General features: G+C 66.8%; 11 protein-coding genes. 5 read left to right on the top strand and 6 right to left on the bottom strand.

Translation table 11 applies throughout. The annotated features are described in order from the left end of the window. Positions 1 to 40 precede the first annotated feature (40 nt). The 3 genes from OMW55_RS02105 to OMW55_RS02095 are packed head-to-tail and all read left to right on the top strand — an operon-like array spanning position 41 to position 2,480. Positions 41 to 928 (top strand): 2-dehydro-3-deoxygalactonokinase, encoded by an 888-nt coding sequence (locus OMW55_RS02105; RefSeq protein ID WP_264880447.1) that lies wholly within the window; start codon positions 41 to 43, stop codon positions 926 to 928. Beyond that, positions 925 to 1,554, top strand: a complete 630-nt coding sequence (locus OMW55_RS02100; RefSeq protein ID WP_264880446.1) for a 2-dehydro-3-deoxy-6-phosphogalactonate aldolase — start codon at positions 925 to 927, stop codon at positions 1,552 to 1,554. The genes OMW55_RS02105 and OMW55_RS02100 overlap by 4 nt, the downstream gene beginning before the upstream one ends. After that, the gene (locus OMW55_RS02095) at positions 1,551 to 2,480 is read left to right on the top strand and encodes a Gfo/Idh/MocA family protein (protein WP_264880444.1); all 930 of its coding nucleotides are present in this window, start codon (positions 1,551 to 1,553) and stop codon (positions 2,478 to 2,480) included. The genes OMW55_RS02100 and OMW55_RS02095 overlap by 4 nt, the downstream gene beginning before the upstream one ends. Here the strand turns inward: OMW55_RS02095 and OMW55_RS02090 are convergent. Continuing rightward, positions 2,470 to 3,558: a glycoside hydrolase family 43 protein gene (locus OMW55_RS02090; protein WP_264880442.1), complete on the bottom strand. Its 1,089-nt coding sequence runs from the start codon at positions 3,556 to 3,558 to the stop codon at positions 2,470 to 2,472. The genes OMW55_RS02095 and OMW55_RS02090 overlap by 11 nt on opposite strands. Positions 3,559 to 3,584: 26 nt before the next feature. Here OMW55_RS02090 and OMW55_RS02085 point away from each other — a divergent pair, with 26 nt between their 5' ends. Beyond that, positions 3,585 to 4,970: a glycoside hydrolase family 43 protein gene (locus OMW55_RS02085; protein WP_264880441.1), complete on the top strand. Its 1,386-nt coding sequence runs from the start codon at positions 3,585 to 3,587 to the stop codon at positions 4,968 to 4,970. A gap of 2 nt (positions 4,971 to 4,972) precedes the next feature. Then, positions 4,973 to 5,989, top strand: a complete 1,017-nt coding sequence (locus tag OMW55_RS02080) for a glycoside hydrolase family 43 protein (protein ID WP_264880439.1) — start codon at positions 4,973 to 4,975, stop codon at positions 5,987 to 5,989. A 54-nt stretch (positions 5,990 to 6,043) separates the two neighbouring features. Here the strand turns inward: OMW55_RS02080 and OMW55_RS02075 are convergent, their stop codons facing one another. The 5 genes from OMW55_RS02075 to OMW55_RS02055 form a co-directional block, all read right to left on the bottom strand. Next, positions 6,044 to 8,878 (bottom strand): TonB-dependent receptor, encoded by a 2,835-nt coding sequence (locus OMW55_RS02075; protein WP_264880437.1) that lies wholly within the window; start codon positions 8,876 to 8,878, stop codon positions 6,044 to 6,046. 144 nt (positions 8,879 to 9,022) lie between these two features. Further along, positions 9,023 to 10,327, bottom strand: coding sequence for an ABC transporter substrate-binding protein (locus tag OMW55_RS02070; RefSeq protein ID WP_264880436.1), 1,305 nt, complete (start codon positions 10,325 to 10,327; stop codon positions 9,023 to 9,025). Next, complete coding sequence (locus OMW55_RS02065; RefSeq protein WP_264880434.1) at positions 10,324 to 11,148, bottom strand: carbohydrate ABC transporter permease; 825 nt, start codon at positions 11,146 to 11,148, stop codon at positions 10,324 to 10,326. The genes OMW55_RS02070 and OMW55_RS02065 overlap by 4 nt, the downstream gene beginning before the upstream one ends. After that, positions 11,138 to 12,019, bottom strand: coding sequence for a carbohydrate ABC transporter permease (locus OMW55_RS02060; RefSeq protein ID WP_264880432.1), 882 nt, complete (start codon positions 12,017 to 12,019; stop codon positions 11,138 to 11,140). The genes OMW55_RS02065 and OMW55_RS02060 overlap by 11 nt, the downstream gene beginning before the upstream one ends. Further along, positions 12,016 to 13,107, bottom strand: a complete 1,092-nt coding sequence (locus tag OMW55_RS02055) for an ABC transporter ATP-binding protein (RefSeq protein WP_264880430.1) — start codon at positions 13,105 to 13,107, stop codon at positions 12,016 to 12,018. The genes OMW55_RS02060 and OMW55_RS02055 overlap by 4 nt, the downstream gene beginning before the upstream one ends. Positions 13,108 to 13,132: the final 25 nt, after the last annotated feature.

Below are 13,132 nucleotides of genomic sequence, written 5' to 3'. Positions count from 1 at the left end.
TGTGGCCCCGTTCGTCGCTTTTCATGCAATGAGCGGCACCATGTGGACTGAAGGCATCATCGCGGTTGATTGGGGAACCACCAATCGGCGCGCCTACCGGCTGGATGCCGAAGGCGTGCTGCAGGCGGAATTGAAAGACGATCAGGGCATCACCTCCGTGCCTGCGGGAGGGTTCCCGGCGGCCATCGCCAACGTTCGCGAGCGGCTCGGTGACCTGCCGCTGCTGATGGCCGGCATGATCGGGTCCAATCGCGGCTGGGTCGAGGCGCCCTATGTCGCCTGTCCCGCCGGCCTGCCCGAACTCTCGGCCCACCTGTCCCGGATTGAGCGCGAGCGGGCGGCTATCGTGCCGGGCTTGAGCTACCTGGACGACAGCCGCGCCGACGTCATGCGCGGCGAAGAGGTGCAGCTGTTCGGCGCGGTTGCCGCCGGCCTGACTGCGCCCGACAGCCTGGTCTGTCACCCCGGCACCCATAACAAGTGGGCACGGCTGGAAGGCGGCAGGGTGACCAGCTTTCGCACCGTCATGACCGGGGAGCTGTTCAGCCTGCTGTCCAAACACAGTATCCTGTCGCAGTGGCTGCATACGTCGGTGACGGTCGGCGAGGCGTTCCGCGCCGGCGTACGAAAGGGCATGGAGGGTCGCGCGCTGACCACCGAGCTGTTCTCCATCCGGGCCAGCGTGCTGCTTGGCCGGCGCGAGGCGCACGAGGCGGCGAGCTTCGCCAGCGGCCTGCTGATCGGCGCGGACGTCCGCACCGGCCTCGGCGATGCCGACCCCGCCGCCGAAGTCGTAATCATGGGCCGGCCCGAGCTGACCCGGCTGTATGTCGCCGCGCTCGACGAGGCCGGCCGCAGCGCGCGCGAGGTCGACGGGGAACGGGCGTTCTTGGCGGGCATTCAGGCCCTGGTGAAGGAGATCGCATGACCGCCCTTGATGACTTCAACCGCTACCTGGCGGAATGCCCGCTGGTGGCAATCATCCGCGGCGTCACGCCTGACGAGGTGGAGGCGGTCGGCGAGGCGCTGGTCGCCGGTGGCGTCCGCATCGTCGAAGTGCCCCTGAACAGCCCTGACCCGATTAGCAGCATTCGCCGCCTTGCCCGGCGTCTGGAAGGCCGGGCGCTGGTCGGCGCAGGCACGGTGCTTCAGGAGGGACAGGTCGCCAAGGTGGCTGAAGCCGGCGGGCGGATCGTCGTTTCGCCCAGCACCGACGTCGCCGTGATCCGCGCGACCGTCGCCGCGGGCATGGTCTCCAGCCCTGGCTATTTCACGCCTTCGGAAGCGTTCACCGCACTCAACGCCGGCGCGCACACTCTGAAGCTGTTCCCGGCCGAGGGCGCCTCGCCCGCCGTGCTCAAGGCGCAGAAGGCGGTGCTGCCCAAGCACGTACCCGTGCTCGCAGTAGGCGGCATCCTGCCCGACAACATGCGCCCGTGGCTCGACGCCGGAGCCGCCGGCTTCGGCCTCGGCGGCGGCATCTACAAGCCGGGCCAGTCACCGGAAGAGACCGAGCGCAAGGCGCGCGCCTATGTCGCGGGACTGGCCGGGTGAGGCCGCTGCGCACCGCCATCATCGGTTTCGGCAAAATCGCCGCCGACCAGCACGTGCCTGCGATCGAGGCCAACGACCGCTTTGAATTGGCCGGCAGCGTTAGTCGGCAGGGCAATGGCCCCGCACCCAACTTCACCAGCCATACCGACCTGCTCGCCGCCGACCTGAAGCTGGACTGCGCGGCGATCACCACGCCGCCGGGTCCGCGCTATGCCATCGCCCGCGAGTGCATCGAGGCGGGCCTGCACCTGCTGCTGGAAAAGCCGCCCACGGTCACGCTCAGCGAGATCGAGGAGCTCGGCCGGCTAGCTGAAGCCAAGGGCGTGACATTGTTCACCAGCTGGCACGCGCAGGCCAACCCGGGCGTGACTGCTGCTGCCGCCCTGCTCGAAGGACAGCGGATCGCGGAGATGCGGGTCACTTGGCACGAGGATGTCCACAAGTGGCACCCCGGCCAGCAATGGGTGTGGGAGCCGGGAGGCTTCGGCGTGTTCGACCCCGGCATTAACGCCTTCTCGATCCTGACGGCGATGTTCCCCGGCGCGCTGTTCGTTCGCGAATCCACTCTCAGCTTTCCCGACAACGCCCATACGCCGATTGCGGTGGAGCTGACGCTGGACAGCCCGGTCGCGGACGGGCCCCTCCACTGCAGCCTCGACTGGCGCAAGACGGACGGCGAAGAATGGACGATCGCCATTCGCCTGGCAGACGGCCGCACTGTCGAGCTACGCGACGGCGGCGGCAAGCTGCTGGTCGATGGCGCCGAGCAGCCAGCTCGCGGGCCGGGCGAATATCCCAAGCTCTACCGCCGCTTCGCCGACCTGATCGACTGCCGCCAAAGCCATGTCGATGTCCGGCCGTTGCGGCTGGTGGCCGATGCCCTGCTGGTCGGGCGCCGGGAGACGGTGGACGCGGTCAGCGGGTGACTGGCGCCGGTCGGGGCCCGCTGCTCGGCCCCTTGCCGGTCACCTCCGGCCAGCCGCCCCGCCAGACCAGCCGGTCCATCAGCATGACCCGGCGGGTGTTTACGTCGTCCGTCGGCCGGGCGCGCGGCTGGCGGCGGTCCACGCCGTGGTAGACCAGCCAGTCCTGCCCGGCCGCATCGGTCACCACGCTGTTGTGTCCCGGCGCGACCCAGGCATCGTTGCCCTCCACGACCAAGTAGAGCGGCCGTGTGCGCACCTCGAACGGCCCAGTCGCGAACCGCGAGCGCGCGACCATCACGGCGTAGTGCGCCTTTTCCCCACAGCAATTGTCGCCAGAGAAGAACAGGTAATAGTAGCCACTGTGCCGGGTAATCCATGCCCCTTCGACCAGCCGCCGATACTCACGCTCATCGTCGGTCTTGATCGTGCCGACGAGTGGCTGCTCCGCGCTGCGGGCAGCAAAGCTCATGCGGTCGGCCCCAAGCTCCCGTACCTTGATCGGCCCGAAGCCGGAGCCCCAGTAGAGCAGCCGGCGGCCAGTCGCCGGATCATCGAAGGCATGGGGATCGATATTGACGAACCCTTCCCCGCACTGGAGCGGACGCCCGCTGTCCCGGAAGGGGCCTTCCGGCCGCTCCGCCGTCGCCACCGCCAGGCACAGGCCGCGGCTCGCGTCGGTGAGTGCCGCATCCGGCTTGGCCGAATAATAAAGATAGTAGCGCCCTTCCGCCGCCATGACGTCAGGCGCCCAGAAGTCCTGCGTGCGGCTTGCCCAGCTTGGCTTTACCGGCAGCGCATCGCCGATTGCCTGCCAGTGGACGAGGTCGTCGGAGACCGCCACTTGGATGTTGCGCACCGGATCGCCACCCTGAGTTCCAAAAGCATAGTAGCGACGTCCGGCACGGATCACCGACGGGTCGGGAAAGTCCGCGTTGAGCACCGGATTGGCATAGTTCCGCGGCACCTGCGGAGCGGAAACGCAGGATGCCAGCATAATGACGGCGAGGACGGCAACAGATCTCATCGCATGGTCGTGCGGGATCGCGCCCATGGACGCAATCGGTTGCTGCGGGTTCATGCCCATGGGACTAGAGGCGCGCGTCGATGAGCAGTGACGAAACCCTCCCCTTCGCCGTCGAACTCAGCGCTGACGGCGCTGCAACCGACCTGGTCGTGCGTGAAGGCGAAACCCAGCGGAGCTACCGCATCGCGGGTGGCACCCAGACGGATTATGCGGAGTTTTTCCGACATCTGTCCGAAGACTTCGGTACGCGCCTGCCGGCCGCGTTTGAAGAACCACTCGATGCCGTTCCCGCGGGCGAGGCATGGACTCCGCTGATCACCGACAACCTTAGTGGGCGCACGGTTGCCGGCTACGGCGATCCTGCAGTGCTTAAAATCGATGGCGGGTGGCTGTTGACCGCCACGAGCAACGACGGCCCTGACGCCTTTCCGCTGGTGTTCTCTCCCGACCTGCAAAGCTGGGAACACCGGGGGTTCATCTTTGAAGAAGGCCAGACCCCCGGCTGGGTGGCCACCGGCAAGGATGTGGCCGACTTCTGGGCACCGGAGATCCAACAGATCGGCGACGAATACTGGGTCGCTTACACCGCCCGCGAGAAGTCCAACGCGCTGGCGATTGGATTGGCGCGCTCCCCGACGCCCTTTGGTCCCTGGACTGACAACGGCCGACCGCTCATCACCGGCGGCAAGGTACTCTACCCCGGGACCGCCGCCAGCGGCGGGGTAATCGACAGCCACATCTTCAAGGACGTCGACGGCACCGCGTACCTCTACTGGAAGAACGACACCAACGGCTTGTGGCCCCGACCGCTGGCTGGCCTGCTGCGCCAGCATCCCGAATTGGTGGACGAGCTGTTCGCCAGCGAGACTGATCGCCGCACCGGCGCCTTCGCCGCCGCCATCCAGCCATGGGCGAACACGCGGCGGCCGATGGAGCGCTTCTTCTGGATGCAGCCGCTGATCGAGGCGGCACTCGACAATTGGCCGCGGGTCCGCCCGGCGCTGGTCGCCTCCGGCTATGCCGGCGAGATCGTCGAGGCGCTGACCACCCCCATCCACGTCCGCCGCCTGGCCGAGGACGGTCGCAGCCTCGTCGGTGAGGAGCGGATCGTCCTGGCCAACGATCAGGACTGGGAAGGCCATCTGATCGAAGGTCCGTTCGTCACCCACCAGGCAGGCCGCTACTGGATGTTCTATGCCGGCAACGACTTCTCGACGCCCGCCTACGGCATCGGCGTGGCGGTAGCGGACAGCCCGCTGGGACCGTTCGTGAAGCAGGGCGAACCGCTGTTGAAATCCGCCAGCGACTGGTGGGCGCCGGGCCACGCTTCGGTCGCGCCCGGCGGAGACGGTGAGCCGCAGTTGTTCTTCCACGCGTTTTTCCCGAGCCGGTGCGGCTACAATGCCTTTCGGGCGCTGCTGACGGCCAGGCTGCGCTTCACGCCCGACCGGGTGGAGATCGCCTGACCATGCGCCTTGCCGCCCTCCTCGCGGGCCTTGTTCTAGCTACGCCCGCGCCCGCGGCCGCACCGATGTTCGTGCCAGTATTCGACCAGAACTTTCCGGACGCCTTCGTTATGCCGGTCGGCGGCGAGTATCTCGCCTATTCCACCAACGCCGGCGAGAACTTGCCCATGGCACTCAGCCGTGACCTCACCCGCTGGGACTATGTCCGCAATGCGGACGGCTCGAAGCGCGACGGCATGCCGAAGCTCGCGGCGTGGGTGAAGCCAGGCTTCACCTGGGCGCCGGAAGTGATCAAGGCCGGGGGCAGGTATGTCCTCTACTACACCGCCAATCACCGCGCGCGCGACAAGCAGTGCGTCGGCGTAGCGGTGGCGAGTGACCCGAAGGGCCCCTTCACCGACAGCCGCGCCGAGCCGCTGGTCTGCCAGTTCGACCTCGGCGGATCGATCGACGCGAACGCCTTTCGCGACCGCGATGGGAAGCTGTACCTATACTGGAAATCGGACGGCAATCGCATCGGCAAGCCGAGCCACCTATGGGGCGTGCAGCTCAGCGATGACGGCCTCAGACTGGCCGGGAGCTCACGCGACCTCGGCATATCCGACCGGGACGCGTGGAAGCAGAAAGTCATCGAAGCGCCGACCATGCTGCTGACCCCGGATGGTTACAGCCTGCTCTACTCTGGCGGCTACTTCGGCTGGAACCCTGACCAGCGCCTCAGCCCCTATGCGATGAGCTTTGCCCGCTGCAACGGTCCGCTCGGCCCCTGCCGCGACGCTTCGCCCACGCCCGTCCTATACAGCTTTAGCGCACCACGTGGCGCCGGCTGCCTCAGCGGACCTGGGCACCAGTCGGTGTTCCAGGCCGGCGGCGGCACGTTCATCAGCTTTCACGGCTGGGCCAGCAACAACAGCTGCCGCAAGTCGGGCGACAAGCGGGTCCTCTACATCGCGCCGTTCGGGTGGGAGAACGGCCGCCCGATCATCGCGCCGAGCCTCAGGCCGACGCCGATCCGCTGACACAAACAAGGGCGGCCCGCGCGCACGGACCGCCCTCGTCTGTTCTAGCCCCGCTTAACGGCCGAAGCGGAAGCGGACGCCCGCCGAGATTGTGCTCTCGTCGTAGCGCTTGTAGCGGACGAACTCCGCCTCCGGCTGACCGTTGCGAGCCGAGGTGAAGTCCTGCCTGAACTTCTTGCGCGTGATGTTGGTCCAGTCGCCGAACAGCGTGAAAGCATCGTTGATGTCATAGTTGAGCGACAGGTCCAGGCGCCCGGCCGGATGCGCGATCTCGGTGTAGGTAGGATCGTCACCGCGCAGCGGGTACAGCGCCCGGAAGCTCGACCGGCCGTTGTAGGTCAGGCGCGCCGCCAGGCCATTGCGCTCGTAGATGCCAACCAGGTTGTAGTTCCACTTGGATACGCCGTTCAGCTGGTCGGTGATCGGCTGGTAGCTCAGCGGCGCGTTAGGCCCCGGCACGGTCGGCTGCTGCGTTTTGGCCTTGATGTAGGTCAGGTTGGCCTGCGCGCCGAAGCCGCGCGCCCACTCGGGAAGCCAGCTGAAGTCAGCGAAGGCCTGGCCCTGCAGCTCGAAGCCCGTGATCCGGCCCTTGCCGGTGTTCACCGGCCCGATGATCCGGACCACACCAAGGGTGGGATCCGTCACGTCGACCTGGCTCTGCTGGATAAAGCCCTTGATGCGCCGGTGGAATCCGGTCAGCGAGACAAAGCTGCTCGGGGCGAAATAATACTCAACTGCCGCGTCACCGTTCCAGGACGTGAACGGCTTGAGCAGCGGATTGCCGCCGTTCACCGTGTACGGATTGTCGGGCACGCCTACAGTCAGGTTCCCGCTCGGCCGGTTCAATGTCCCACCGGGATTTAGCTGCTCGAACGAGGCCAGGGTGCGGGTCTTCGACACGGCGGCACGTAGCTGGACCTCGGGGGTCACCCGGGCACGAATGCTGGCGTTCGGCAGGAAGACGGTGCGCTTGCTGCCCTCGTCGATCTCCGGCACGCCCGTGGGGATTGGCCCGTTGACGCGGGTCTTCACCCGGCTGACTCGGAAGCCGACGGTGCCGTCGATATCGTCACTACCCAGGTTGAGCTGACCGTAGCCCGCGAGATTCTTCTCCGACGCGGTGTAGATCAAGGCGGCCGGCACCGGGGACGTGCTGAAGCCAACCAGCAGCCGCAGGATGGCGAGATTGTCGCGGATGCTGTCGTAGGTCGGCGCCGCCCATTCGGACGTACCGCCTACGTTCACTCCGTTGAACACCTCGAAGTCCAGCGGAAGGGTCGACGCGTTGGTGAACCCGGCAATCGGCCCCGCGAACCGGTCGCTAAAGCGGCGCTCCGCATCGCGAGTGGCGTAACGGACGCCAGCCTGCACGTTTTTCAGGAACGAGCCGTCAAAGTCGTACTGAACGTCACCACGGACTTGCCAGTCGTCGCCCGTCGACTTCTGGTTCTGTTCGAATAAACCGGCGAAGCGCTGCTGGGCGGGATCGGTCAGGTCGATGCCGCTAACGGTAAAGGCCGGCCGATCGGTATCGAGAGTGACCGTCGCAGGGTTGATCCACCGTCGATCCAGCGATTCCGTCGACCCCTTGAAGGTCGACTTGGTCCGCGCGATGTCGACGTTGAACTTCCACGGTCCCCGCGTGATCCGCGTGCCGCCGGCAATCTGATAGGTGTCGGTCTTGTTGTACGTGCCGCCCTGGAACGAGAACAGGCCCTCCTGGTCGAGCGGATTGGGTGCGTTGGGTGGAACGGGGATGACGCCGGCGGTACCCACCAATGTGAAGGTGCCGCTGCGCACCAGGTTGGTGCCGTCGCGGAAAAGGAGGTTCGATGCGGCGGTGTTACGGTAGAACTCCGCATTAAGCCCGCGATCGTCGATCTTGTTGCGGAAGCCCTGATATAGGCCCTCGGCATAGAATTCGACGTCGGGCGTCGGCTTGTATTGGATGGCGACGTTGCCCGACGGACGCACGCGGTTGCCCGACCGGTAGAACAGTCGCTGGACGTCGGGGAAGCGCGCGGCGGTGCCGGTCCCGCCGTTGGAGTTCAAGCGGCCGCCCACCGCGTCGAAGGTCTGCAGGAAGTCGGTGTTGGAGATCTCCGCGTCGAGGTAGGTCATCTCGGTGCGCGACACGTTCGCCAGCACGCCCAACTCGCCGGAGCCGACATCAAAGCGCTTGGTGACGAGGAAGTTGAAGTTCGGCGCCCAATCCTTGCCCTGGCGCGTGCGCAGGGCCCACACCGAACCGGCAATCTGGCCATCGCTGAAATCGAACGGCCGGCGCGAGCGGACGTTGATCAGGCCGGCAAGGCCCGGCTCCACCAGCTCGGCCGACGAGGTCTTGAATACCTCCAGCGCCGCGATGTTCGACGACGGGAAATCCTGCAATGCGACGACGCGGGTCTCGGCGGTGAAGATCTCCCGCCCGTTGTATGTGGTGGTGAAGTTCGGCAGGCCGCGCACCAGCACGTTCTGCGCCTCGCCGCCCTGCCGGTAGACCTGCACGCCCGGAATGCGCGACGCGGTCTGCGCCGTGTTGAGGTCGGGCAGTTTGCCGATGTCCTCGGCCACCACCGAGTCGATGATCTGCTCGCTGTTGCGCCGGATGTTGCGCGCCGAGTTCAGCGAGCGGCGGATGCCGGTAACCACCACGGTGGTCCCCTCGTCGGCAGCGGCCGTCTGCTGGCCCGGGCCGCCCTGGTCGTCTGTCGGAGCCGGCGTGGTCTGGCCTTCCTGCACAGCCGGCACGTCGCCGCTGGTACCGGCGCCGACCTTGTCGGGTGTTTGCGTCGGGTCGGTCGGCTGGACCTGCGCGGCGGCAGGAGACGCGGCAATCAACAGTGCCGCCGCCGAAGCGGAGCACAGGGCGAAGGTCTTGATGGTCATGATGCGAGTCCCCCTGCTGGTGGCCCGGGCGCGATCCGGAACTGTGCGCCGACGCTACAGCGTGGCAAATGGCTCTTCCGACAGGACTGTTCCACTGTCACAACTATTTCACGCCAGGTGTGGCCAGCGTGTCACAGCATTGTCTCAGTCGAGCTCGGCCAGAAATTCGTTGACCCGCCGCTCGGCGGTAGCGAGTGCGTCCGGAACGGACTTCTGCCCGGTAATCGCGCCCGCCATCTCCTCGCCCACGATCCCCTCCACCGCCGACTGCCGCCGCACATAGCCCGGCAGCGGCCGGCCGATGTCGGCCAGCGGCGCGATGTCGGCCCGGTGCGGCAAGGCCCGGAACTGGGGGCTGTCGAGCACGGCGGTGACGGCCGGTAGATGCCCGGTGCGCGCCCAGTCGTAGTTATGCTGCGCCATGAACCGGAACAGCCGGGCGATCGCGGCCTTCTGTGCCGGCGTCCGCTCCCGCTTCGGCACGACCCAGGCGTGCCCGCCGACATAGATGACGTGCTGCCCCCACAGCCGCGGATAGTTCATCACCGCATAGCTGCCGTACAGCGGCCGGCCCGGCGTGGCGCTCTCCTGCTGGAACTGCCCGATCATCCAGGTGCCGGTCGGGTAAATGCCCCCCTCCCCGCTCATGAAGGCGGCGATTGCCGCAGGCGTGTCCATGTTGCTGGTGCCCAGCCCCTCGGCGGTGAGTTGGCGGAAGAACTCGGCCACCCGCCGGCCTTCGGGCGTGTTGACCTTGAGGTGCCGGGCATCGGGGAACACCGGCTGGCCCTGCGCCATGACATAGGTGTAAAGGTTGCGCGCGGCGCCCGCCGGGTCGCCGACCAGGCTCTGGATCAGGTACGGCTTGCCGGTTCGTTTCCGGAATTGTCGCGCCTGCGTCAGCAGCTCTTGCGGAGAGCTAGGCAGCACCGGCTTGCCGCCGCGCATCAGCCCGGCCTGGGCGAACAGCTTGGTGTTGATGTGCCACAATCCGCCATGGGTGTCCCACGGCAGGCCGTACATCCGCCCGCCGATGGTGACGCCTTCCTGGCTGGCTTTGGTGAAGCTCGCTGCGTCGAGGCCGGCGGCCTTGAGGTACGGCTCGACCGGCTCCAGCAGCTCCTTGGACGCATAATCGGAAATGACGTTCTCGTGCATGGACACGACATCGGGAGGATCACGCGCCGCCATCTGAGCGGTGAGCTGCGGATAGCCGGGCCAGGCGATGACGTTCGTATCCACGACGGCCTTGCCGTCCGTGGCGTTGAACGCGTTGGTCACGGTCGTGATGATGCCGCACTCACCCTCGGCCTTGGCGACGTCGGTCTTCCCACCATATTCGGCGCCGCACTCGCCGAAGAAGCGCTGCAGGTAGACGTGCGTCTTGTCGTCTGCGCGCGTGCAACTGCTAAGCGCCAGCACGGCAAACAGCAGCAACAACCGCCTCACTTGAGCGCCGCCCCGGCCATCGCCTGAATGATCTGCCGCTGGAAGATGAGATAGACGATGAAGATTGGCACCGACGCGAATACCGCCTGCGCCATCAGGAAGCCCAGGCCGCTGGTCTGCGCATAGTTCATCTGCGCCGCCGCTAATCCGACGGTTAGCGTGTACATGTCGCTGCGCGTGGCGGAGATGAGCGGCCACCAATAATCGTTCCACGAGCCCAGGAAGGTGAACACCGCCAGCGCCGACTGCGCCGGCACGGTCAGCGGCAGGATCACCTTCCAGAACACGCGAAAGCGCGAGGCGCCGTCCAGCATCGCCGCCTCGTCCAACTCAGTGGGAATGGCCTTCATATATTGCGTCATGAAGAATACGCCGAAACTGGTGGTGAGCCCCGGCAGGATCAGGCCCGGATAGCTGTTGTGCAGGTGCAGCGTCGCGAACAGCTGATGCTGCGGCAGAATCACCGCCTGGCTGGGAATGGCGAGGCCGAGCAGGACCAGCACGAACAGGGTGCGGCGGAACGGAAAGTCGAGCCGCGCGAAGCCGTAGCCGGCGAGGCTGCACAGCACGAGCACGCCCGCCGTTGTGCCGAGCGAGACAATCGCGCTGTTCAAGAGCCAGCGCATGGTCTGGCTGGTGCCGAAGATGGCGGCGTAATTCTGCAGCGTGTAGGGCCCATGCAGTGCCGCGCCGCTGTTGCCGACCAGCTCCGCATTGGCCTTGAGGCTGAGCAGCACCGTCCACACTAGCGGCGCCAGCATGATCGCGGCGCCGAGCAGCACAAGCGCCCAGGCCACGGGCGACAGCCGGTCAGCGCGCATTGTCGGCTCCCGGACGTCCGGTCAGCGCATATTGGGTCAGCGTCACGGCGACGATCAGCACGAACAGCACTTCGGCGGCGGCGCTCGCGTAGCCCAGCTCCCACCGGCCGAACGCGCTTTCGAACAGGAACAGGACGGCAGTGCGCGACGCCCCACTCGGGCCCCCGGCGGTGAGCAATTGCGACTGACCGAACAGCTGCAGCTGGGCCGCGGTCTGCAGCATGAAGACCAGGATCGTGGTGCGTTTCAGGGCCGGGAGGGTCACCTTGGTGAACGTCGTCCAGCGCCCGGCTCCGTCCAGCGCTGCCGCTTCGTACATGTCATGGGGTATCTGCTGCAGCCCGGCGAGGAACAGCAGCATGGGAAAGCCGACCGACCACCAGATGGTCGTAACCGCCAGCGCCGGCAGCACCAGGCTCTGATCCGACAGGAACGGCAGCGGCGCCCACCCAGCGGCGGTCCATAGCTCGCCAAGCAGCCCGGCGTCAGGCGCCAGGACGAACCGCCAGATCAGCGTCACGATGGTCACCGATAGCACGGCAGAGGAGAAGAACACGCCGCGCAGGATCGCTGCGCCGCGGGTCGCCCGATTGAGCGCCAGAGCCAGCGCGAGCGCGATGGCGGTCAGCAGCGGCACGATCATCAGGGCGAGCAGCAGCGTATTGGCCATGCTCTGCCAGAACACCGGATCGGCGAACAGGCGGCCGTAGTTGCCCAGGCCGACGAACGTGCCGCCGCCGAACAGGTCGACGCGGTAAAGGCTGAGCCACGCGCCCTTCAGCAGGGGATAGATGAGAATGGTGCAATAAAGCAGCAGGAACGGTGCGACGAACAGCAGCCCCTGCCATCGCCGCTGGACGCCAGCGCTCACGCGGCGGCCCGGTGGTAACCAGTGCCGTCGGGGCCGAACAGGTGCGCGGCCGCACCGTCGATGCGCAGCCCGACCGTGTCGCCGACCTTGGCCGTGGTCGTGCCCTCCGCTTCGGCAGTGACCTGCTGTCCGTCCCTCAGCCGTGCATAGACCAGGCTGCGCTCGCCGAGCCGCTCAACCAAGTCGACCGTGGCCTCCGTGTTCGCCTCACCGGACAGGACGACGCGGACGTGCTCGGGTCGAAGCCCAAGCTCAACCTGAGCGCCCGCCGGCAGGCTGTCGCGCCCGACGGAGGTGTCGATCCGGCTACCGTCACCCAACTTCACGCTGGCCAGCGTACCGCCGTCCGCCAAGGTAGCAGGAAGAATGCTCATCGCGGGAGAGCCGACGAACTGCGCTACGAAGCGGTTGGCCGGCCGCGCATAGATCTCCATCGGCGCCGCGATCTGCTGAATGCGACGATCGTTGAACACGACGATTCGATCGGCCAGGGTCATCGCTTCGGCCTGATCGTGCGTGACCATGATAAAGGCGCTCTCGACCCGCTCCCGCAACTGGGCGAGCTCGACTCGGGTACGCAGCCTTAGCGCGGCGTCTAGGTTGGACAGCGGCTCGTCGAGCAGGAACAGCTTCGGGCTCTTCACGATGGCGCGGCCGATTGCGACCCGCTGGCGCTGGCCGCCCGACAGCTGCGCCGGTTTGCGCTCCAGCAACGGATCGATCTCCAGCACCCGCGCAGCGTCCTCGACCAGCCGGTCGATCTGGTCCTGCGGCACGCGCGCGTTGCGGAGCCCGAACGCCATGTTCTGGCGCACGCTCATGTGCGGGTAGAGCGCATAATGCTGGAACACCATGGCCACGCCGCGCTGGCCGGGCGGCAGGCCGTCGATGCGGCGATCGTCCAGGATCACCTCGCCCGCGTCGGCCGTCTCAAGCCCGGCGATAATCCGCAGCAGGGTCGACTTGCCCGATCCCGACGGGCCCAGAAAGGCGATGAACTCGCGCGGCGCGACGTCAAGGTCGACGTTGCTGAGAACCTCGGTGTTGCGGAAGGATTTGGCGACGCCGCGTAGCTGGAGACCTGGCACCCACCCACCTTACAGGGTGAAGGCT

It is taken from the genome of Sphingomonas arvum, from assembly GCF_026013565.1.
In the GTDB taxonomy this organism is placed as follows: domain Bacteria; phylum Pseudomonadota; class Alphaproteobacteria; order Sphingomonadales; family Sphingomonadaceae; genus Sphingomicrobium; species Sphingomicrobium arvum.
Note: the sequence above shows the minus strand (reverse complement) of the source record. Positions and strands in the feature narration are given on the sequence as shown.